General features: G+C 76.1%; 17 protein-coding genes. 10 read left to right on the forward strand and 7 right to left on the reverse strand.

The features are described from left to right. Window positions 1-13 precede the first annotated feature (13 nt). From ACI79E_RS18970 to ACI79E_RS18990, 5 genes are all read right to left on the reverse strand, one after another. Window positions 14-292 carry an FmdB family zinc ribbon protein gene (locus ACI79E_RS18970; protein WP_456934122.1) on the reverse strand — a complete coding sequence of 93 codons (279 nt, stop codon included), beginning with the start codon at window positions 290-292 and terminating at the stop codon, window positions 14-16. 151 nt (window positions 293-443) lie between these two features. Beyond that, complete coding sequence (locus ACI79E_RS18975) at window positions 444-1,967, reverse strand: FMN-binding glutamate synthase family protein (protein WP_456934123.1); 1,524 nt, start codon at window positions 1,965-1,967, stop codon at window positions 444-446. 135 nt (window positions 1,968-2,102) lie between these two features. Beyond that, a complete protein-coding gene (locus ACI79E_RS18980) occupies window positions 2,103-3,653 on the reverse strand; it encodes a gluconokinase (RefSeq protein WP_456934124.1) in 1,551 nt (516 codons plus the stop codon). Between the two features lie 73 nt (window positions 3,654-3,726). Next, window positions 3,727-4,686, reverse strand: a complete 960-nt coding sequence (locus tag ACI79E_RS18985) for a hypothetical protein (RefSeq protein ID WP_456934125.1) — start codon at window positions 4,684-4,686, stop codon at window positions 3,727-3,729. Between the two features lie 201 nt (window positions 4,687-4,887). Continuing rightward, a complete protein-coding gene (locus ACI79E_RS18990; protein ID WP_456934126.1) occupies window positions 4,888-6,219 on the reverse strand; it encodes an MFS transporter in 1,332 nt (443 codons plus the stop codon). A 262-nt stretch (window positions 6,220-6,481) separates the two neighbouring features. Between ACI79E_RS18990 and ACI79E_RS18995 the strand changes: the two genes are divergently transcribed. The 9 genes from ACI79E_RS18995 to ACI79E_RS19035 all read left to right on the forward strand — a co-directional run bounded on the left by ACI79E_RS18995 (window position 6,482) and on the right by ACI79E_RS19035 (window position 17,576). Then, entirely contained in the window at window positions 6,482-8,134 is a 1,653-nt protein-coding gene (locus ACI79E_RS18995) for a flavin-containing monooxygenase (protein WP_456934127.1), read from the forward strand. A gap of 118 nt (window positions 8,135-8,252) precedes the next feature. Continuing rightward, on the forward strand, window positions 8,253-8,654 hold the full coding sequence (locus ACI79E_RS19000) for a cupin domain-containing protein (protein ID WP_456934128.1): 402 nt from the start codon (window positions 8,253-8,255) through the stop codon (window positions 8,652-8,654). A 150-nt stretch (window positions 8,655-8,804) separates the two neighbouring features. Further along, window positions 8,805-10,106 (forward strand): hydroxyacid-oxoacid transhydrogenase, encoded by a 1,302-nt coding sequence (locus tag ACI79E_RS19005; RefSeq protein ID WP_456934129.1) that lies wholly within the window; start codon window positions 8,805-8,807, stop codon window positions 10,104-10,106. A 158-nt stretch (window positions 10,107-10,264) separates the two neighbouring features. After that, entirely contained in the window at window positions 10,265-10,798 is a 534-nt protein-coding gene (locus tag ACI79E_RS19010; RefSeq protein ID WP_456934130.1) for a glycosyltransferase, read from the forward strand. Window positions 10,799-10,974: 176 nt separating this feature from the next. Further along, the gene (locus ACI79E_RS19015) at window positions 10,975-12,375 is read left to right on the forward strand and encodes a sensor histidine kinase (protein ID WP_456934131.1); all 1,401 of its coding nucleotides are present in this window, start codon (window positions 10,975-10,977) and stop codon (window positions 12,373-12,375) included. Then, window positions 12,372-13,013: a response regulator gene (locus ACI79E_RS19020; RefSeq protein ID WP_456934132.1), complete on the forward strand. Its 642-nt coding sequence runs from the start codon at window positions 12,372-12,374 to the stop codon at window positions 13,011-13,013. The genes ACI79E_RS19015 and ACI79E_RS19020 overlap by 4 nt, the downstream gene beginning before the upstream one ends. A gap of 43 nt (window positions 13,014-13,056) precedes the next feature. Continuing rightward, window positions 13,057-15,897 carry an FAD-binding and (Fe-S)-binding domain-containing protein gene (locus tag ACI79E_RS19025; RefSeq protein WP_456934133.1) on the forward strand — a complete coding sequence of 947 codons (2,841 nt, stop codon included), beginning with the start codon at window positions 13,057-13,059 and terminating at the stop codon, window positions 15,895-15,897. 29 nt (window positions 15,898-15,926) lie between these two features. Then, complete coding sequence (locus ACI79E_RS19030; protein WP_456934134.1) at window positions 15,927-16,412, forward strand: cation:proton antiporter regulatory subunit; 486 nt, start codon at window positions 15,927-15,929, stop codon at window positions 16,410-16,412. A gap of 12 nt (window positions 16,413-16,424) precedes the next feature. Further along, entirely contained in the window at window positions 16,425-17,576 is a 1,152-nt protein-coding gene (locus ACI79E_RS19035) for a cation:proton antiporter (RefSeq protein ID WP_456934135.1), read from the forward strand. Here the strand turns inward: ACI79E_RS19035 and ACI79E_RS19040 are convergent, their stop codons facing one another. Beyond that, the gene (locus ACI79E_RS19040) at window positions 17,577-18,857 is read right to left on the reverse strand and encodes a GAF domain-containing protein (protein WP_456934136.1); all 1,281 of its coding nucleotides are present in this window, start codon (window positions 18,855-18,857) and stop codon (window positions 17,577-17,579) included. It abuts the gene before it with no gap. A 129-nt stretch (window positions 18,858-18,986) separates the two neighbouring features. On the opposite strand from ACI79E_RS19040, the gene ACI79E_RS19045 reads away from it, so the two are divergent. After that, the gene (locus ACI79E_RS19045) at window positions 18,987-20,816 is read left to right on the forward strand and encodes an NAD(P)-binding domain-containing protein (protein ID WP_456934137.1); all 1,830 of its coding nucleotides are present in this window, start codon (window positions 18,987-18,989) and stop codon (window positions 20,814-20,816) included. Between the two features lie 183 nt (window positions 20,817-20,999). Here ACI79E_RS19045 and ACI79E_RS19050 read toward each other — a convergent pair whose 3' ends face one another. Further along, a complete protein-coding gene (locus tag ACI79E_RS19050) occupies window positions 21,000-21,668 on the reverse strand; it encodes a GDSL-type esterase/lipase family protein (protein ID WP_456934138.1) in 669 nt (222 codons plus the stop codon). Window positions 21,669-21,717: the final 49 nt, after the last annotated feature.

Genomic DNA, 21,717 nt, shown 5'->3' on the forward strand with positions numbered 1-21,717 from the left:
GGGCCCGGGGCCGTCAGGGCCGGGGCAGCGCGTCCCATCGCGGGTCGCGCGGCGCCGGGCGGCCGGCGGCGCGCGGGACCTCTGTCGTGACGGTGGGCGCGTCCCGGCTCGCCTCCTCGCGCAGCCGCGCGGCCGCCACGGGAGCGGCGGTGCGGCTGAGCAGGGGCGCGGTGAAGACCCGCCGGCCCGCCGACTCGCACGCGGGGCACCGGGCGGTGGCCTCGGCGGTGCCGATGGGACGGCGGACCTCCCAGGGGCCGCACGTGGGACACCGGTAGACGTAGCCCGCCATGGAGGTCCTCCGAGGCTCGGGACCGCAGGTGAACGGCGAAGCTAGCGGCCCCCGGCGCCCCACGGAGCCGGGTGGCGCCCGCGGGGCGCCCCGGATCCGGGCCGAGCGCGCGTCGCCACACCGGGCTGCGCGGGGGTGACCGCCGGTGCGGTCAGCCGGTGGCGTCGGGCGAGGCCGGCGCCGAGCCGCCCTGCGGGCCCCGCCCCTCCATGATCGCGGTGATCGCGGCGCGGTCCTCCGCCGAGGGCAGCCCCCAGTCCGGCCGGTAGCCGTAGACCTCGACCAGTGGCGTGGAGTGCGTGCGCCCGTCGAGGACCTCCACGGAGTCGGGCCCGATGAGCCCCGGGTGCAGCACGCCGCAGGCCTCGGACACCTTGAACAGGTCCCGGCGCAGCGTGTCGACGTAGTTGGCCGCCCGCACCGACTTCAGCGCCGGGTCCAGCCCGTGGGCCAGCCAGGGGTTCTGGGTGGCCACCCCGGTCGGGCAGGTGTCGGTGTGGCACTTCTGCGCCTGGATGCAGCCGATCGCCAGCATCGCCTCGCGGCCGACGTTGACCATGTCGCAGCCCAGGGCGAAGGCGACGATCGCGTTGTCCGGCAGGCCGAGCTTGCCCGCCCCGATGAAGGTCACCTGCTCGTGCATCCCGGCGCGGGCGAACACCGAGTAGACGCGGGCGAAGCCGAGCTGGAAGGGCAGCGACACCGAGTCGGTGAAGATCAGCGGCGCGGCACCGGTGCCACCCTCGCCGCCGTCCACGGTCACGAAGTCCACGCCGCGGCCGGTGCGGCCCATGAGGTCGGTCAGCTCGTGCCAGAACCCCATGTCGCCGACGGCGGACTTGATGCCGACGGGCAGCCCGGTCTCGGCGGCCAGCAGCTCCACCCAGTCCAGCATGCTGTCGACGTCGGAGAACTCCGCGTGCCGCGAGGGGCTCACGCAGTCCACCCCCTCCGGGACCCCACGGGCCGCGGCGATCTCCGCCGACACCTTCGCCGCGGGGAGCACGCCGCCCAGGCCCGGCTTGGCGCCCTGGCTGAGCTTGACCTCCAGCGCCCGCACCGGCGCGGAGGCGACGAGGTCCTTGAGCCGGCCGAGGTCGAAGCGGCCGTGCTCGTCGCGGCAGCCGAAGTAGGCGGTGCCGATCTGGAACACCAGCTCACCGCCGTTGCGGTGGTGCACCGACACGCCGCCCTCGCCGGTGTTCTGCAGGCAGCCGGCCAGCGCGGCGCCGCGGTTGAGCGCCTCGACCGCGGCGCCCGACAGCGAGCCGAAGCTCATCGCCGAGATGTTCACGACCGACGCCGGCCGGAACGCCCGTGCCCGGCCGCGCGGGCCGCCCAGCACCTTGGCCGAGGGCAGGGCGACGTCGTGCGCGGACAGGGGCGCCGACGGGGGGACGGCGGCCCCGAAGGTCTTGTGGTTGATCACCGGGTAGCCGGCGGTGTACTCGAGGTCGTTGTCGGTGCCGAACCCGAAGTAGTTGTTCGCCTTCTTCGCCGAGGCGTACACCCAGCGGCGCTGGTCGCGGGTGAACGGCCGCTCCTCGTTGTTGCCCGCCACGAGGTACTGGCGCAGCTCCGGGCCGATGGACTCCAGCAGGTAGCGCGCGTGGCCGACCACCGGGAAGTTGCGCAGCAGCGTGTGCTCGCGCTGCAGCAGGTCGCGGGCGGCCACGCCTGCGACGGCGGACAGGGCGGCAGCGGCAGCGGCACGGGCTCGGCGCCTCACGACGCGGCCCCCCTCGGTCGGGCAGCTCCGGATCGGGTTCCAGGATCGGTCGCGGGCACGGTTCCTCCTCGGTCTCGGGGGTCACTCCGGCTGGCTGTGCGGGTCGTCGGCCGCGTCGAGCGTGGCGAGCACGTCGGTGAGCGCCCGGGTCGAGCGCTCGACCAGCGGGCGCAGCCGCGCGTAGACGGCGGCCTCCGCCGGGTCGGGCACCACCGGGTCGCCCACCTGGACCAGCGCGGTCGCGGCGTCCAGGTCGGGCAGTGCCCCGAGGGCGTGCAGCCCGAGCAGGCACGCGCCGAGGCCGGTGCCCTCCGGCGAGGCGGCCACCCGGACCGGCAGGTCCAGCGCGGCGGCCAGGGTGCGGACCCACAGGGACGACGCGACCGCGCCGCCGGTGGCCCGCACCTCGCGCACCGGCAGGTCGGTCGCGGCGAAGGCGTCCCGGACCAGGGCCAGTTGCTGGCAGACACCCTCGACCGCGGCCCGCACCAGGTGCGGACGGCGGTGCTCGCGGCGCAGCCCGACGTAGGCCCCGCGCAGGCCCGAGCGCCACCACGGCGCCCGCTCCCCCAGCAGGTAGGGCAGGCACAGGAGCCCGGCGCTGCCCGCCGGCACGCCGGCCGCCTCGTCCAGCAGCCGGGCGTCGAGGGCGTCGGCGTCCTCGCCCTCCGGATCGGGGACGTCGAACCCGGCGGCCAGCGCGCGGGCGGCCCAGCGCACCACCGAGCCGCCGTTGTTGACCGCGCCGCCGACCACCCAGGCGTCGTCGGTGAGCACGTAGCAGAACAGCCGCCGGTCCGGGTCCACCGTCGGCCGGGGGACGACGACCCGCATGGCCCCGCTCGTGCCGAGGGAGACCGCCGCGACCTCCGGGCGCACCGCCCCGATGCCGAGGTTGGCCAGCACGCCGTCGGAGGCGCCGAGGACCACCGGCAGGTCGGCGGGCAGGCCGGTCGCCGCGGCCACCTCGGGGCGCAGCCCGGGCAGCACCGCCGTCGTGGGCAGCACCTCGCCGAGCTGGGCCGGCCGCACCCCCGCGACGGCCATGGCCTCGTCGTCCCACCGAGCGGTGTGGATGTCGTAGAGGCCGGTGGCGGAGGCGCACGACCGGTCCAGCACGTGCCGGCCGCCGTGCAGGGCGGCGACGAGGAGCTCCTTGACCCCGCCCCAGCGCGGGGTGCCGGTGACGAGGTCGGGCTCCTCGGCCCGCGCCCAGGAGAGCTTCACCAGCGGCGACATGGGGTGCACCGGTGTGCCGGTGCGGGCGTGCAGGTCGGCGGCGCGGCCGTCGGCCACCAGCGCCGCGGCCCACTGCGCGGCCCGGTCGTCGGCCCAGGTCACCAGGGGCCCGAGCGGCGCCCCGGCGTCGTCCATGGGCACCACCCCGTGCATGGCGGCGCTGAGACAGATGCCGACCACGCGGTCCCCGCGCTCGCGGGCGCGGCCGGCGACGGCGGCCAGCGCCTCGACCGCGGCCGACTGCAGCCGGCGGGCGTCGAGCTCGGCGCGGCCGGCCGCCGGCACCTGCAGCGGGTAACCGACGCTGGCGAGGTCACGGACCCGGCCGTCGGTGCCGGCGGTGACCGCCTTGGTGGCCGTCGTGCCGGAGTCGAGCCCGACGACGACGTCCACCCCGACCCCCTGACCGGCCCCGTTGCCCTGCGGCGATGGTGCTCGGCGCGGGGGGCGGGCGCCAGCCGGGAGCTCAGGAGGCCAGCTGTCCCACCGGCTGGGGCTGCTCCCCCGGCCCGTCCTGGCCCGCCGCCTCCGGCTCCGGCCGCTCCCCCGGCTCCGGCCGCTCCTCCGCGCGGGCCTCGGCCATGAGCGCGGCGAGCGTGCCGACCGCGTCGTCGAGCTCACCGGCCAGGCGGCGCACGGCACTGCGGGCCTCGCCGGTGAGCCGCTCGTGCTCCGACCGGGCCTCGGTGAGCAGCCGGTCGTGCTCCGACCGGGCCTCGGCGAGCAGCCGGTCGTGCTCCGCGGCGGCCTCGGCGGCCAGCCGCTCCCGCTCCGCGCGGGCCTCGGCGGCCAGCCGCTCCCGTTCCTCGGCGGCCTCGAGGGCCAGCCGGTCGCGCTCGGCGGCGGCCTCGACGATCAGCCGGTCGGCCTCGGCGGAGGCCTCCTGCAGCCGGGTCACCCCCGCCGCGCGCGCGGCGAGCGCCTCCTCCTCCGCCCGGCGGCACTCGGCGAGGGCCGCCTCCTTGATCTCCGTGGCGCGGCGCAGCAGCGCGTCGGCCTCCGCGCGCGCCTCGGCGCGCATCCGGTCGGCTTCGGCCGCCCCCGCCTCGGTGAGGCCGGCGGCCTCGTCGGCGGCCAGCCGCAGGATCTCGCCGACCCGCTCGGAGGTCCGCACCAGCTCACGCCCCTCGGGGGAGCAGGCCAGCAGCCGGCGGGAGATCTCCAGCTCCGCCGAGCAGGTGCCGTAGCGGGCCAGCAGGTCGTCGTTCTCCCGCCGGATGGCGGTGAGCTCGGTCTCGGCCCAGGAGACGTAGTTGTCCACCTGCAGCCGGTCGTAGCCGCGCAGGACCGTCCGGAACTGCGGCCGCCCCTCCAGGATGGTCTCGAGGTCGCCGGCGAGGTTGGGGCGCCTCGCCTCCTGCGCGGAGCCGGGCGTGTCCGCGTGCCGGGGCCCCTCGCCCTCCGCGACCTCTCCCTGACGGAACACCGGGGCCTCCCTCCTGACCCGACGGGCGGGGGGCGGGAGCCCGACCGCCGGACGCCCGGGCAGCTCGACGTCGTGCTGGAGACCGCACGGTCCCAGACCGCGGAGGCCCGGGAGGGCGCCCCGGACGCGGCCGGAGGGGTGCTCCGGCGTAGCTCGCCTGCCCGTATCGGAACAGCTACGACCGGTGAGCCGCGCCGCGGGTCAGTGGTAGGCCGAACCGCCACGCAGCCGGGCGCCGACGGCCACGTGCAGCGGGGCGAGGACGACGCCGTCGCGGGCCAGCCGGGCGCGCAGCTGCCGCCGGTGCCGGAGCACCCCCACGAGGCCGATCGCCCAGAACACGTACTGCACGGCGAACGCGGCGCGGAAGGCGTCCAGCGAGTAGTCGGTCGAGGCGCCCGGGGTCAGCACGTCCAGCACCGCACCCACGGCCAGGATCGTCAGCAGCGAGGCCACGAAGCCCCCGACGTTCACCACGCCGCTGGCGCTGCCCTGCCGCTCGGCCGGGTTCCAGGTGCGGGCGAAGTCGAAGCCGATCATCGACCCGGGGCCGTTGGTGCCCAGCACGACGACCAGCAGCACGAGCAGCGGCAGCGGCGCCCGCCCGGGCCACAGCAGGACGACGGTCCACATGGCCGCCGTCAGCGCCAGGATCGAGAACACCAGCACCGACCGGCGCAGCGGCCACCGCCCGCACAGCCGGCCCAGCAGCGGGCCGACGAGGATGCCGACCACGACGAGCAGGGTGAGCAGCCCGGCCGCCGTCTCGGGGCTGCGGCCCTCGCCGACGACGAGGAAGGGGTAGCCCCACAGCAGCGCGAAGACGGTGCCGGAGAACTGGGTGACCAGGTGGGTGTACAGCCCGATGCGGGTGCCCGGCTCCCGCCAGGTCAGCACCAGGCTGCGGCGCACCTCCGACAGGCCGCTGGGGGTGGCCAGCTCGGTGCCCGGCGGCGCGTCCCGCAGCGCCACGACGACGAGGACGGCCACCAGCACACCGACCGCCGCGGCCCCCAGGAACGTGGCCTCCCACGACGTCGAGTGCAGCAGCGTCACCAGCGGGTAGGCGGCCACGATCTGCCCGAACTGGCCGAGCATGCCGGTCAGCTGGGTGATCAGCGGGACCGTGGGCCCGGGGAACCAGAAACCGATCACGCGCAGCACGCTGACGAAGGTCATCGCGTCGCCGGCCCCGACCAGCACCCGCGCGGCGACGGCGGTCGGGACGTCGCCGGCGACGGCGAGCAGCGCCTGCCCCGCGGCCATGGTCACCGCCCCGGCCAGGACCAGGTTGCGCGAGCCGAAGCGGTCCAGGGCGACGCCGACGGGGACCTGCATGCCCGCGTAGACGACCAGCTGCAGCACCAGGAACAGCGAGATCGCGGACGCCCCCGCGGAGAACCGCTCCTGCGCCTCCACGCCGGCGACCCCCAGGGAGGCTCGGTGGAAGACGGCGACGGCGTAGGCGGCCAGCGCGACCAGCCACACGGTGTAGGCGCGGGCCGTCGGGCGGGTGGCGGTCGGCGGGGTCACCCCAGGGACGACGCCCGTCCCGCCCGCAGGCTTCCGGGACGGCCCGTGAGATCCCTCACCACCACCGGTCCCGCCGCCCTCGGTCACCCGGCCGCGCGCCGCCCGCATCCTCCGTCCACGACCTTGACCGGCGCGGATCCCGGCTCCTAGCTTGTGTGACCCAGGACACACCCGCAGCACCAGCGCCGGACACTCCCGCTCCCGCGACCCGGGCAGCCGGGTCGCGGGCCCTTCCCCCGCCTCGACGAGGAGGACCTGACGCATGACCCGGACCGCGCCCGCCCCGCAGGACACCGCCGCGACCGACACCCCCACCCGGGAGGTGGACGTCGTCGTCATCGGCGCCGGCTTCTCCGGCATGTACATGCTGCACCGGTTGCGGCAGCTCGGCTGCTCGGTGCAGGTCGTCGAGATGGCCGACGGCGTGGGCGGCACCTGGCACTGGAACCGCTACCCGGGCGCGCGCTGCGACGTGCGGAGCATGGAGTACTCGTACTCCTTCGACCCGCAGCTGGAGCAGGAGTGGCAGTGGACGGAGAAGTACCCGACGCAACCGGAGATCCTCCGCTACGCCAACCACGTCGCCGACCGGTACGACCTGCGCCGCGACATCCAGCTGGAGACCCGGGTCGAGTCGACGGTGTGGGACGACGACGCCGCCCGCTGGACCGTGCGCACCGACCGCGGTGAGGTGCTCTCGGCGCAGTTCGTCGTGCACGCCTCGGGGTGCCTGTCGATCTACAAGAAGCCGGAGATCCCCGGGCTGGAGAGCTTCCGCGGCGACTGGTACCACACCGCCCGCTGGCCCCGGGAGGGCGTGGACCTCACCGGCAAGCGCGTCGCCGTCATCGGCACCGGCTCCTCGGCGATCCAGAGCATCCCCCTCATCGCGCAGCAGGCCGCCGACCTCACGGTGTTCCAGCGGACGCCGAACTTCGCCGTCCCGGCGCACAACCACCCCTTCCCGCCCGGCTACCAGGAGGAGATGAAGGCGCACTACCCGGAGTTCCGGGAGGACGCGCGGACGTCGATGCTCGGCATCCCGCACCCGCCGGCGGAGAAGGCCGCGCTCGAGGACGACGCCGAGAGCCGGCGACGCCGGTACGAGAAGGCCTGGCACGACCAGGACAACACCCTCGTCGACCTGATGGCGGCCTACACCGACATGCTGGTCAGCCAGGAGGCCAACGACACCGCGGCCGAGTTCGTGCGGGAGCGGATCCGGGAGATCGTGCACGACCCGGACGTCGCCGAGACGCTGTGCCCCAAGGACTACCCGATCGGCACCAAGCGGATCTGCGTGCACACCGACTACTACGAGACCTACAACCGCGACAACGTGCACCTGGTGGACCTGCGCCGGACGCCGCTGGTGGAGATCACCCCGGCCGGCGTGCGCACCACCGAGCGGGAGTTCGAGGTCGACGTGCTGGTGCTGGCCACCGGCTTCGACGCCCAGACCGGGGCGCTGACCTCCATGGAGATCCGCGGCCGGGGCGGGCAGCAGCTGACCGACCACTGGAAGGCCGGGCCGCGCACCTACCTGGGCATCGCGATGGCCGGGTTCCCCAACGCGTTCGTGATCACCGGGCCGCAGAGCCCCTCGGTGCTGTCGAACATGATGGTGTCGATCGAGCAGCACGTGGAGTGGGTCTCCGACGCCATCCGGTACGTGCGCGAGCACGGCCTGCGCACGATCGAGGCCACCCCCGAGGCGGAGCAGTCCTGGGTGGACCACAACGAGGAGGTCGGCAACGCGACCCTCTTCCCGACCGCCAACTCCTGGTACATGGGCTCCAACGTCGAGGGCAAGCCCCGGGTGTTCATGCCCTACATCGGCGGGGTCGGCCCGTACCGGGAGAGGTGCCAGGAGGTGGCCGCCAAGGACTACGAGGGCTTCGCCCTCGCCGGGTGAGTGATCGACTCCTCGTCCGGACACGACTAACCGTCCACGTCGGCGGGCAGGAGGACGGCGTCCGCCGGGGCCAGCCGACCCCGGCCGCACGAGACCGTCCGACGAGAGGAGCGCCTCCATGGCGTCCGTCATCCACTACGAGATCGCGACCGAGGCCGAGAAGTACGCCGACTTCCGCCGGGTCCTGTGGACCGGCAAGAACACCCAGCTGGTGATCATGACGATCCCGCCGGGCGGGGAGATCGGCGAGGAGGTCCACGAGGACATCGACCAGATCCTCACCTTCGTCAGCGGCACCGGCGAGGCGCAGATCTCGGGCAGCAAGAAGAAGGTGACGCAGGGCGACCTCGTCGTCGTGCCCGCCGGCACGAAGCACAACTTCGTGAACACCGGGCCCAACCCGCTGGTCCTCTACACCGTCTACGGCCCGCCGGAGCACGCCGACGGCGCCGTGCACAAGACCAAGGAGGAGGCCGACGAGCTCGAGGAGGCCGGCAAGGACGAGCCGCCGACCCAGTGAGGCCCGTGGTGGGGCCGCCGCACCCGGTGGCCCCACCACGCCCGGTCGGCCGGCCGCAGGGCTGGCCGAGCGCTCGGCGCCGCAGCAGACTCGGAGGTGCCGCACGGACCGTGCCATCGACCGCCGCGTCGTCCGAGGAGGGCCCCGCCGATGTCCGCGACCCCGTCCACCCACTCCCCCGCCACCCCCGAGAGCGTCTTCACCTACGGCGCACCGCAGCTCAAGTACGGGCCCGGTGCCTCCGACGAGATCGGCTACGACCTCAGCCTGACCGGCGCGCGGCGCGTGCTGGTCGTCACCGACCCCGGGGTGGCCGCCACCGGGCACCCGCAGCGGGTCGCCGACCAGATGGGCCAGTTCGACATCGAGGCGGTCGTCTTCGACGGCGCCCACGTCGAGCCGACCGACGAGAGCCTCGAGCACGCCGTCGGCTGGGCCCGCGAGCACGGGCCCTGGGACGCGATCGTCGCGGTGGGCGGCGGGTCGAGCATCGACACCGCCAAGGCGATCAACCTGCTCACCACCAACCCCGGCGAGCTCATGGACTACGTGAACAAGCCGGTCGGCGAGGGGCGGGCGCCGGTCAACCCGCTCAACCCGCTGGTCGCCGTCCCCACGACCACGGGCACCGGCGCGGAGAGCACCACGATCTGCGTGCTCGACGTCCTGGCGCTGAAGGTCAAGACGGGGATCAGCCACGTCCGCCTGCGCCCGACCATGGCCGTCGTCGACCCGGCGCTGACCCGGACCCAGCCGGCCGGGGTCACCGCCGCGTCGGGCATGGACATCCTCTGCCACGCGCTGGAGAGCTACACCGCCCGGCCGTACACGACCTTCGAGCACAAGCGGCCGGAGGAGCGGGTGCCCTACTGCGGGGCCAACCCGATCGCCGACATGTGGTCGGAGAAGGCGCTGGCGCTGCTGGCCGGGTCGTTCCGCACCGCCGTCCGGCACGGCGAGGACGAGGACGCCCGCGCGGCGATGGCCATGGCCGCGACCTTCGCGGGGATGGGGTTCGGCAACGCCGGGGTGCACATCCCGCACGCCAACGCCTACCCGATCGCCGGCCGGGTCAAGGACTTCCACCCCAAGGACTACCCGGCCGACGAGCCGATGGTCCCGCACGGGATGTCGGTGGCCCTCACCGCGCCCGAGGCGTTCCGCTTCACCTTCGACGCCGACCCCGAGCGGCACCTGCGCGCCGCCCGGCTGCTGGACCCGCGCGCCGAGCAGACCGACGACCCCGCGGAGTTCCTCCCCACGGTGCTGACCGCGCTCATGCGCGACATCGACATCCCCGCCGGGATCGGGGCGGTCGGCTACGACGAGGGCGACATCCCCGACCTGGTCGACGGCACGATGAAGCAGCAGCGCCTGCTGGCCACCGCCCCCAAGGACGTCACCGAGGACGACGTCGCCGGGATCTTCCGCCGCTCGCTGTCGCTGTGGTGAACGGGCGGGCCGCTCCGCGCTGACCTGGTCGTAGGACTCCTGTCCAGGTGCGCGCCGGACCGCCGGGCTGGTCGAGTGGCCGCGGGGGTCGACGGGGGGCCACGGGGAGGACGGCCATGGCGACGAGCGCGGGAGGACCTCCGCGTCCGCTGCTGGGTGTGGCACCGCTGGAGCCGGCCGGTGGCCTGGACACCCTGCTGACCGCCTTCGGGCTGCTGGCCGCGGACCGGGCCGGCCTCTGCCTGGAGATCATCGGTGGGGGCCCGCTGCGCCGGGCGCTGCGGACCACCGCCGACCAGCTCGGGCTGGACGGCGCCGTGCGCTTCTGCGGGCCGCTGACCGCCCCGGCGGTCCGGGCCGCGGTGCACCGGTGCGCCGTGCTCGTCCTCCCGCACCGGGCGCCCTGCGGCCGGGAGTCCCCGCTCCCGGCGCTGCGGCACGCGCTGGCCAGCGCGCGGCCGGTCGTGGCCACCCCCGCCGGCGCGCCCCCGCTGCTCATCCGGCACGGCGAGACCGGGGTGCTGGTGCCCCCGGACGACCCCACCGCCCTGGCCGTGGCGCTCGCCGGCCTCCTCGACGACCCCGTGCGCGCCGCCGGCATCGGGCTCGCCGGCAGCCGCGCGGTGGGCGCCCTGCCCCCCGCCGGCGCCGCCGGACGGCTGCGCCGGACCTGGCAGCGGGTGACCGGGTGAGACGCCTCCTGGTACGGACCCCAAACGAGGGGGTGACGGCCCCGGCTCCTTGCGCCGCCGGCCCCCGGGATGACACAACTCCCGGGCAGACCGACACCGGGCGGTCCGCGACCCCGGGGGTCCCCGGGGTGCACCGGGCCCGGCAGGGTGCAGCGTCGACGCGCGAGGAGGACGCCATGGCGACCGGCCCGACGACGGCCGTCGCCGCGGCGCGCCCGACCGGCGACTGGGTCCCGCTGGTCCGGGGCACGGCGGCCGTCCGCCCGACCCGCAGCTCGTCGGTGCGCCGGGTGGTCGGCCGCTTCGCGCTGGCCAACCTGGTGGCGGTGGTCCTGCTGCTCGGCGGGGGTGTGTGGGCCGGCGTGGAGGCCGCGGAGGACGAGGCCCTGGCCGACGCCCGCCACATGACCGACCTGCTGGCCGCCGTCCTGGTGGAACCGAACGTCGACGAGGCCCTGCTCTCCGGCGATGCGCAGACGCTGCAGGCCTTCGACGTCCGCATGCGCGACCGGCTGGCCGCCGTCGGCATCGTGCGGGTGAAGATCTGGACCGCCGACGGCCGGATCGTGTACTCCGACGAGCCGCGCCTCGTCGGGCAGACCTACGGGCTCGACGAGGACGACCGGGCGGCGCTGCGCGACGGCGTCACCCGGGCCGAGGTCAGCGACCTCACCCGCCCGGAGAACCGGTTCGAGCGCTCCTTCGGCCAGCTGCTCGAGGTCTACCGGCACATCGACGGCCCCGACGGGCAGCCGCTGCTGCTGGAGACCTACTCGGTCTACCAGGAGGCCACCTCCCGGCAGGCCGAGATCTGGTGGGAGTTCGCGCCGATCTCGATGGCCGTCGTGCTGACGCTGCTCGCCGTCCAGATGCCCCTGGCCCACCGGATGGTGACCCAGCTGCGGGCCACCCAGCGGGAGCGCGAGCTGCTGCAGGCCCGGGCGCTGGACGCCTCGGCCGAGGAGCGGCGGCGGATCGCCGGGAGCCTGCACGACGGGATCGTGCAGGACGTCTCCGCCTCCGCCCTGCTGGTCGCCCGGGCCGCCGACGAGCTGCGGGCCCCCGCCGCCTGCGACTGCCCCCACCCGGACGCCGAGGTGCTCGGCCAGGCCGCCGGTGCGCTGCGGGAGTCGGTCGGGTCGCTGCGCTCCCTGCTGGTGGAGATCCACCCGCCGGACCTCGCCCGCTCCGGCCTGCCCATGGCCCTGGCCGACCTCGCCGGCCGGCTGCGCCCCCGCGGGGTCGACGTCCGGGTGCACGTCGCCGACGACCTCGCCCCGCCGCCGGCCGCGGCCGCCCTGGTTCTGCGCACCGTCCAGGAGGCGCTGCGCAACGTCGCCAAGCACTCCTCCGCCGGCCGCGTCGACGTGACCGTCGAGGAGCACGCCGGCGGCCTGGTGTGCGAGGTGACCGACGACGGCGTCGGCTTCGAGGCCGCGCCCGACCCGGACGGGCAGGGTGGCCGGTTCGGGCTGCGGTTGCTCGCCGACCTCGCCGCCGCCGAGGGCGCCGCCCTGTGGCTGCGCACCGCGCCGGGGTCCGGGACCGGCCTGCGCCTGGAGGTGCCCCGCTCGTGATCGACGTCCTGGTGGTCGACGACCACGCACTCATGCGCTCGGGCCTGTCCGGGCTGATCGCCGCGGCCGGGGACATGCGGGTCGTGGGCACCGCCGCCGACGGCGCGGAGGCGGTGGCCGAGGTGGCCCGCCTGCGGCCGCGGGTGGTGCTCATGGACCTGTCCATGCCGGTGATGGACGGCGTCCTGGCCACCCGCCGCATCGTCGACGAGCACCCCGACGTGGAGGTGCTCGTGCTGACCTCCTTCTCCGACCAGCAGCGGGTGATCGAGGCGCTGGACGCCGGCGCCGGCGGGTACGTCCTCAAGGACACCGAGCCGGCCGACCTGCTGGCCGCGATCCGCTCCACCGCCCAGGGGCACTCGCCGCTGGACCCCCGCGTGGCCCGCACCGTGCTGCACGCCCGCCGCTGCCCGCCGCGGACCGCCGAGCTCACCGAGCGGGAGCAGGAGGTGCTGGCGCTGGTCGGCCGGGGCCTGGCCAACAAGCAGATCGCGCGGGCCCTCGGGATCCGCGAGGGCACCGTGAAGGCCCACCTCACCAGCGTCTTCCAGCGGATCGGCGTCCGGGACCGCACCTCGGCGGCGCTCTGGGCGCGCACGCACCTCCCCGAGGACCCCGCGGACCTGGCCCGCTGACCCCCGGTCGCCGCGCCGGACCGGCGGGACCGAGACTGACGGGGTGACTCCGGCCGCTGCCACTGACGCCGACCTGCTGTCCGCCCTCCGCCGCGCCGGCGTCGGCGACGTCGACGACTCCGGCCTCGCCCGGGCGCTGTACGCCTCCGACGGCTCCCTGTACCGGGTGCTCCCCCGCGTGGTCGTGCGGCCGCGGCACCCCGACGAGATCGAGGCCACCCTCGCCGTCTGCCGGGAGGCCGGCGTGCCGCTGACCGCGCGCGGGGCGGGCACGTCGATCGCCGGCAACGCCGTCGGCCCGGGCGTGGTCGTCGACACCAGCCGCCACCTCTCCCGGGTCCGCGCCATCGACGCCGCGGCGCGGACGGCGACCGTGGACCCCGGTCTCGTGCAGGCCGCCCTGCAGAAGGCGGCCGCGCCGCACGGGCTGCGGTTCGGCCCCGACCCGAGCACCCACAACCGCTGCACGATCGGCGGGATGATCGGGAACAACGCCTGCGGCTCCCGCGCCCTGGGCTACGGCCGGACCTCCGACAACGTGGTCGGCCTCGACGTCGTCACCGGCGGCGGGCAGCGGCTGCGGCTGGGCCCGGGCGGGGACGCCACGGACGGCGGCGTCCTCGGGCAGCTGCGGGCCCTGGTGGACGGCGAGCTGGCCGCGATCCGCACCGAGCTGGGCCGCTTCGGCCGCCAGGTGTCGGGCTACTCGTTGGAGCACCTGCTGCCCGAGCGCGGCTTCGACGTCGCGAAGGCGCTCGTCGGCAGCGAGGGCACGCTGGCCCTGGTGCTGGGTGCGACCGTGCGGCTGGTGGCCGACGCCCCCTTCCGCGGGCTCGTCGTGCTCGGCTACCCGTCCATGGCCGACGCCGCCGACGCCACCCCGGCGCTGCTGCGGCACGAGCCGACCGCCTGCGAGGGGCTCGACCAGCGGATCGTCCAGCGGCTGCGGGACGTCCCGGCCGCCGTCGTCCCCGACCTGCCCCGCGGCGACGGCTGGCTGATCGTCGAGCTGACCGGGGACACCGTCGCCGAGATCGAGGCCAAGGCCAAGGGCGTGCTGGCCGACGCCGGGGCGCTGGACTCGCTGGTGGTCACCGACCCGGCCGAGGCCGCCGCCATCTGGCGGATCCGGGAGGACGGCGCGGGCCTGGCCGCCCGCACCTCCGACGGCCGCCCGGCGCACGCCGGCTGGGAGGACGCCGCGGTGCCGGTGGAGCGGCTGGGCGAGTACCTGCGCGGGTTCGAGGAGCTGCTGGGCGCCCACGGCCTGCAGGGCGTGCCCTACGGCCACTTCGGCGACGGCTGCGTGCACGTGCGGATCGACTTCCCGCTGGGGCACGGACCGGACCGGGGCCGGGCGGCCTACCGCGCGTTCGTCACCGACGCGGCCGCGCTGGTGGCCCGCTTCGGCGGCTCGGTCTCCGGCGAGCACGGCGACGGCCGGGCCCGCAGCGAGCTGCTGGCCTCGATGTACTCCCCTCACGTGCTGGGCCTGTTCGAGCGGGTCAAGGCGGTGTTCGACCCCGGCGACGTGCTCAACCCCGGGGTGCTGGTCCGGCCGGCGCGGGTCGAGGACGACATCCGGGTGGCCGCCGCGCCCCGCCGGACCGAGGGCCTGGCCCTGGCCTACCGACACGACGGCGGCGACTTCTCCGCCGCCGTCCACCGCTGCACCGGCGTCGGCAAGTGCCGGGCCGACCTGCAGGCCTCCGGCGGGGTGATGTGCCCGTCGTGGCCGGCCACGCGGGAGGAGAAGGACACCACCCGGGGGCGGGCCCGCGTCCTCCAGGAGATGCTCGCCCCCGGCGGGCCGGTGCACGACTGGCGCTCGCCGGAGGTGCACGACGCGCTGGACCTGTGCCTGTCGTGCAAGGGGTGCTCGCGGGACTGCCCGACCGGGGTGGACATGGCCTCCTACAAGGCCGAGGTGCTGCACCAGTCCTACCGGCGGCGGCTGCGGCCGCGGTCGCACTACACGCTGGGGTGGCTGCCGCGCTGGGCCGACCTGGCCGCCCGCGCCCCGCGGCTGGTCAACGCGGTGATGACCTCCCGCCTCGGCGGCCGGGTCGCCAAGTGGGGCGCCGGGGTCGACCAGCGGCGCACCCTCCCGGCCTTCGCGGCGACGACCTTCCGGGCGGGCTGGGCCGCTCGGCCGGCGTCCGGGGACGGCCGGCCGGTCGCGCTGTGGGTGGACTCGTTCACCGACCACTTCGCCCCGGAGGTCGCCGTGGCGACCGCCGAGGTCCTGGAGGCGGCCGGCTACCGCGTCCAGGTGCCCCCGGCCGAGGCCTGCTGCGGGCTCACCTGGATCACCACCGGCCAGCTGGACGCCGCCCGCCGCACGCTGGGCCGCACCGTCGAGCTGCTGACCCCGCTGGTGGACGCCGGCGTGCCCGTGGTCGGCGTCGAGCCCTCCTGCACCGCCGTCCTGCGCGGGGAGGCGCTGGAGCTGGTGGGCGGGCCGGCGGCCGAGCGGGTCGCCGCGGGCACCCGCACCCTGGCCGAGCTGCTGCGCGAGACCCCGGGCTGGACGCCGCCGTCCCTGGCCGGGGTCGAGGTCGTCGCCCAGCCGCACTGCCACCACCACGCGGTCCTGGGCTGGGCGACCGACGAGCGGCTGCTGCGCGACGCCGGTGCCACCGTGCGCCGGGTCGGCGGCTGCTGCGGGCTGGCCGGCAACTGGGGCGTCGAGCGCGGCCACCACGACGTGTCGGTCACGATCGCCGAGCAGCAGCTGCTGCCCGCCGTCCGCGAGGCCGGCCCGGACGCCGTCGTCCTGGCCGACGGGTTCTCCTGCCGCACCCAGCTGGACCAGCTGGCCGGCCGCCGCGCGCTGCACCTGGCCGAGCTGCTGGCCGCCCGGCTGCCCGTCGCCGCCCGGTGACCGGGCCCGCGGTCTGCGACGATGCGGCCGTGGAGCTCGAGGAGACGCTGCTGCCGGGGGTGGGGGTCCGGTACGAGATGCGGACCCGCGCGGGCGACCTGCTGGCGATCGTCGTCCAGCGCGAGGGCGCGGCGGAGATCGCCGTCTACGACCAGCGCGACCCCGACCGGGCGCACAGCGTCATCCGGCTGGACCACGAGGAGGTCGACGCGGTGGCCGAGGTGCTCGGCGCCCCGCGGCTGACCCAGCGCTTCGCCGACCTGTCGCGGGAGGTGCCCGGCCTGGAGTCGGGACGCTTCCCGCTCGGGCCGGGGTCACCGTTCGTCGACCACCCCCTCGGGGACACCCGGGCCCGCACCCTCACCGGGTGCTCCATCGTGGCGATCGTCCGGGACACCGACGTCGTCCCCTCCCCCGGCCCGGCCGCCGTGCTGCGCGCCGGCGACGTGCTGGTCGCGATCGGGTCCGACGCCGGGCTCGAGCAGCTGGAGCGGCACCTGACCGGACGGTCCTGAGGCCGCGGCCGCGTGGACCACGTCGCCGCCCTCCTCGTCGAGCTGGGGCTGCTGTTCGTCGGGCTGTCCCTGCTCGGCCTGCTGGCCCGGCGGGTGGGGCTGTCGCCGGTGCCGTTCGTCCTGGTGGCCGCGCTGGCGCTCGGGGACGGCGGGGTCGTGCCGCTGGCCACCTCGCAGCCGTTCATCGAGGCCGCCGCCGAGATCGGCGTGGTCCTGCTGCTGCTCGCTCTCGGGCTGGAGTTCTCCGCCGAGGAGCTGTTCGCCTCGCTGCGCCACCACGGCCCCTCGGGCCTGGTCGACCTCCTGCTGAACGCCCCGCCGGGGTTCCTCGCCGGGCTGCTGCTCGGCCTGCCCTGGCAGGGGGCGCTGGCCCTGGCCGGGGTCACCTGGGTCTCGTCCTCGGGCATCATCGCCAGGCTGCTCGGCGACCTCGGGCGGCTGGCCAACCGGGAGACCCCGGCGGTGCTGTCGGTGCTGGTGCTCGAGGACCTCGCGATGGCGCTGTTCCTGCCGCTGCTCGTCGTCTCCCTCGCCGGCGGCGGGCCGGCGTCCGCGGTCGCGGGCATCGGGCTGGCCGTGGGCGCGGTGGTGCTGGTGCTGCTGGCGGCGCAGCGCCACGGTCAGCAGCTGGGCCGGCTGCTGGCCCACCCCGACGACGAGCAGGTGCTGCTGCGGCTGGTCGGGATCACCCTGCTGGTGGCCGGGCTCGCCCAGTCGCTGGGCGCCTCGGCCGCGGTGGGCGCCTTCCTGGTCGGGCTGGCGCTGCCGGCGTCGGCGGCCGAGCGGGCCCGGGCCATCCTCGGTCCGCTGCGCGACCTGTTCGCCGCCACCTTCTTCGTCGCCTTCGGCCTGTCCACCGACCCCGGGGCGGTGCTGCCGGTGCTGCCCGCGGTCCTGGCACTGGCGGCGGTCACCGCCGGGACGAAGGTGGCCACCGGCTGGTTCGCCGCGCGGCGCGACGGCGTGGCCGGCCCGGGCCGGTTGCGGGCCGGGACGGCGCTGGTGGCCCGCGGCGAGTTCTCGATCGTCATCGCCGGGCTGGCCGTGGCCGCCGGCGTGACCGACCTGGGTCCGGTGGCGACCGGTTACGTGCTGGTGCTCGCGGTGCTGGGGCCGGTCCTCACCCGCCTCGCCGAGCCCCGCAGGGCGCGGGCCGCGGGCTGATCACGCCGTCCCCCCGCGCAGCCGCTCCACCAGGGGCGCGGTGGACGCCGGCAGCAGCCGGGACACCGGTGCCGGCAGGTCCACCTGCACGTGCACGGCCTCGTCGATGCGGTACGGCTGCGCCGAGACGACCGAGCCCAGCGTCCGGCGCAGCCGGGAGACCTCGGCCCGCACGGTGACCGTGCGGGCGGGGTCCCCGAAGAGGTCGGCGGCCAGCCCGGCGGCGGAGCGACCGGCGCGCGCCTGCGCGAGGGCCAGCAGGATCTCCGCGTGCCGCAGGCTCAGCCCGGCCGCCCACGTGCCGCTGGGGCCGGTGACCCGCACCTGCGGCCGGGAGCCGGTCAGGTCGAGGACCACCCCCGCGGGACGGGCGGGCCCTCCGGCCGCGCCGTCCGGGCGCAGCAGCCAGCCACCCGGCAGCGGCTCGGCGGTGCACCAGCCCAGGGCCGGCACGAGCACCGGGCCCGGGCCGACGTCGTCGGGCAGCAGCACGCGCTCGGGTGCCACCAGGCCCGTGGCGGCGGCGGTGCACCCGTCGGACCCGACCACGAGCGCCCGGCCGGCGAGGCGCGCCAGCAACGGCGCGGCGAGGGTCCGCAGCCGCTCCAGCTGGCGGCTGTGCGCCGTCCGCAGCTCCAGCTCGGCCAGCCGGGCGACGGCGTCGACGAGCGCGATCGTGCTCGGGTGCACGGTGGCCGCGGGCCCGGAGAGGTCGACCGCGCCCAGCAGCCGGCCGGTGACGGGGTGGTGCAGGGGCGCGGCGGCGCAGGTCCAGGGCTGGTGGCCCTCGGCGTAGTGCTCACCGGCGTGCACCTGCAGCGGGGTCCCGACGACCAGGCTGGTGCCGATCGCGTTGGTGCCGACGGTGTCCTCGTCCCAGGCGGAGCCCTCGACGAAGCCCAGCCGGTCGGCGCGGCGGCGCACCCCGCTGCCGCCCTCGCGCCACAGCACCCGACAGGCGGCGTCCACCACCACGAGCACCTGTCCGGCGTCGGTGGCGACCGGGAGCAGCCGCTCGCGCAGCAGCGGCAGCAACGGCGCCAGCCCGCTCTCGGCCCGCCGCCGCTCCAGCTCCGCGCCGTCCAGCGGCGGGACGTCCGGGGCGTCGGAGGGGTCGAGCCCCGCGCCCAGCACCCGGCGCCACGAGGCGCCGATCACCGGCCGCGGCGCCGCGGGCGGCGTGCCGCCGGCCAGCGCGGCCGCGCGCACGCGCTCCAGCAGGCGGGTGTGCGCCCGCGGGTCGGCGCCCGGCGGCAGGGCGCTGTGGACGGCGCTGGACATCGGCAGCTCCTCGGGTGTGACCTGCGCCACCGACCCTAAGTGCTGCAACCCCCTGCAACGCTTCCCCGCCGCGGGGTGCGCGCGGTCTGCTGCTGCCCTCCGTCCGGCAACGACGCAGGAGGCCCGCCCATGACCCAGACGATCGACCGCCCCGGCACCACCGGCTCCCCCGCCGACCGCGCGCAGGCCTGGCTCGACCGGTTCGCCGACGCCCTCGCCGCGGGCGACGTCGAGCGCGCCACCGACCTGTTCGCCACCACCAGCTTCTGGCGGGACCTGGTCTCCTTCACCTGGAACATCACCACCGTCGAGGACCGCGACGGCGTCCGCGACCTGCTCACCGAGACCCTCGAGCGCACCGGGCCGGCGTCCTTCGCCGTCGAGGAGCCGCCGGAGGAGGCCGACGGCGTCACCACCGTCTGGTTCACCTTCGAGACCGCGGTCGGCCGGGGACGCGGGATGGCGCGGCTGGTGGAGGAGGACGGGACCACCCGGGCCTGGACCCTGCTCACCACCCTGTACGAGCTCAAGGGCCACGAGGAGCCCCGCGGCCCGCGCCGGCCGATGGGCGCCGAGCACGGCGTCAACAAGCAGCGGCTGACCTGGCTGGAGCGGCGGGAGAGGGAGCAGGCCGAACTCGGCACCACCGTCCAGCCCGACGTCCTCGTGGTCGGCGGCGGCCAGGGCGGCATCGCGCTGGGCGCGCGGCTGCGGCAGCTCGGCGTCCCCGCGCTGGTCGTCGACAGGCACCCGCGACCCGGCGACCAGTGGCGCGGCCGCTACAAGTCACTCTGCCTGCACGACCCGGTCTGGTACGACCACCTGCCGTACCTGAAGTTCCCCGACACCTGGCCGGTGTTCTCCCCCAAGGACAAGATCGGCGACTGGCTCGAGTCCTACGTCGAGGCCATGGAGGTGCCGTACTGGTCGAGCACCGTGGCGACCCGCGCCTCGTACTCGGCCGCGACGGGCGAGTGGACCGTCGAGCTCGAGCGGGAGGGCGACCCGCTGACCCTGCGGCCCAAGCACCTGGTGCTCGCCACCGGCATGTCCGGCAAGCCCAACGTCCCCGACCTGCCCGGCAAGGACGTCTTCCGCGGGGACCAGCACCACTCCTCGGCCCACCCCGGGCCGGACGCCTACGCCGGCAAGCGCTGCGTCGTCATCGGGAGCAACAACTCCGCCTTCGACATCTGCGGCGCGCTGTGGGAGCACGACGCCCACGTCACCATGGTCCAGCGCTCCTCGACCCACATCGTCAAGAGCGGCACCCTCATGGACATCGGCCTGGGCGCCCTCTACAGCGAGGAGGCGGTCGCGGCCGGGATGACCACCGAGAAGGCCGACCTGGTCTTCGCGTCCATCCCGTACCGGATCATGCACGAGTTCCAGATCCCGCTGTACCAGCAGATGGCCGAGCGCGACGCCGACTTCTACGAGCGGCTGGAGAGGGCCGGGTTCCGGCACGACTGGGGCGACGACGGCTCCGGTCTGTTCATGAAGTACCTGCGCCGCGGCTCGGGCTACTACATCGACGTGGGCGCCGCCGACCTGGTCGCCGACGGGGAGGTGGAGCTGGCGCACGGCCAGGTCGACCACCTCACCGAGGACGCCGTCGTCATGGCCGACGGCACCGAGCTCCCCGCCGACCTGGTCGTCTACGCCACCGGCTACGGCTCGATGAACGGCTGGGCGGCCGACCTGATCAGCCAGGAGGTCGCGGACAGGGTCGGCAAGGTGTGGGGGCTCGGGTCGGACACGACCAAGGACCCCGGCCCCTGGGAGGGCGAGCAGCGCAACATGTGGAAGCCCACCCAGCAGGAGGCGCTGTGGTTCCACGGCGGCAACCTGCACCAGTCCCGGCACTACTCGCTGTACCTGGCACTGCAGCTCAAGGCGCGTCAGGTCGGCATCCCGACCCCGGTGTACGGGCTGCAGGAGGTGCACCACACCTGCTGAGCGCCCGCACCGGCCCGGCCCTGGGCCCGCCCGTCCTGCCCTCCCGCCCGTGTCGATCATCGGACCGGTGCACGGGGGCACGCCGTCGACGGCGTGTCGAGCTGCACCGATCCGATGATCGACGACTGGCCGGGCCGGGACGGCCGGGTCGGGACGGGCGGGTCGGGCGGGGACGGGCGCGGGTCAGGCGGCCGCGGCGTCCCGGCGGGCGACCGCCGCGGCGACGACGTGCGGGGCCAGCGCGGCGGCGATGACGGCGTAGCCGGCCGAGGAGGGGTGGAAGCGGTCGGCGGAGAACATCGCCGGGTCGGCGCCGAACGCGGCGGCCACGGCGTCCGACACCCCGGCGACCCGCGCGCCCGCGGACCGGGCGACGGCGGCCTGCTGGCGCTGCAGCTCCGCGGAGGCGGCCTGCACCAGCGAGCGGAACGCCGGCGGCACGAACGGCACCATCGACATGTCCGGCGCCGGGACGACGACCACGTCGGTGCCGCCGGCGCGCAGCGTGCCCACGGCCGCGGCGAGGGCGGCGGCCGCCTGTCCCGCCGGCACCATGCGGGCGAGGTCGTTGGCGCCGACGACCACCACGGCGAGGTCGACCGCCAGCGGCTCGGCGCGGCGGGCCTGCGCGGCCAGGTCGCGCGAGACGGCGCCCGGGACGGCGAGGACGGACAGGTCGACGTCGAAGCCGGCCTCCTGCAGGGCCGCCACCAGGCGCGGCCCGAGGGTGTCCTGCACCCGGGCGGCGCCCGAGCCGTACGCGAGCGAGTCACCGAGGAGGGCCAGGCGGAGGCCCTGGTCCAGGGGCCCGCGAGGGGCGTGCGAGTGGCGGGGAGCAGGGTCCTTCAACACGCTCCGTACAACGGCGCCAGGCACTCCGCTATGCCGACGGGGCCCGGCC

It is taken from the genome of Geodermatophilus sp. SYSU D00079, assembly GCF_054050635.1.

Bases quoted from the DNA above. Each gene is read 5' to 3' on its own strand.
- ACI79E_RS18970 (WP_456934122.1), bottom strand. From the start codon at position 292: ATGGCGGGCTACGTCTACCGGTGTCCCACGTGCGGCCCCTGGGAGGTC.
- ACI79E_RS18995 (WP_456934127.1), top strand. From the start codon at position 6,482: ATGACCCGGACCGCGCCCGCCCCGCAGGACACCGCCGCGACCGACACC.
- ACI79E_RS19000 (WP_456934128.1), top strand. From the start codon at position 8,253: ATGGCGTCCGTCATCCACTACGAGATCGCGACCGAGGCCGAGAAGTAC.
- ACI79E_RS19005 (WP_456934129.1), top strand. From the start codon at position 8,805: ATGTCCGCGACCCCGTCCACCCACTCCCCCGCCACCCCCGAGAGCGTC.
- ACI79E_RS19015 (WP_456934131.1), top strand. From the start codon at position 10,975: ATGGCGACCGGCCCGACGACGGCCGTCGCCGCGGCGCGCCCGACCGGC.
- ACI79E_RS19040 (WP_456934136.1), bottom strand. From the start codon at position 18,857: ATGTCCAGCGCCGTCCACAGCGCCCTGCCGCCGGGCGCCGACCCGCGG.
- ACI79E_RS19045 (WP_456934137.1), top strand. From the start codon at position 18,987: ATGACCCAGACGATCGACCGCCCCGGCACCACCGGCTCCCCCGCCGAC.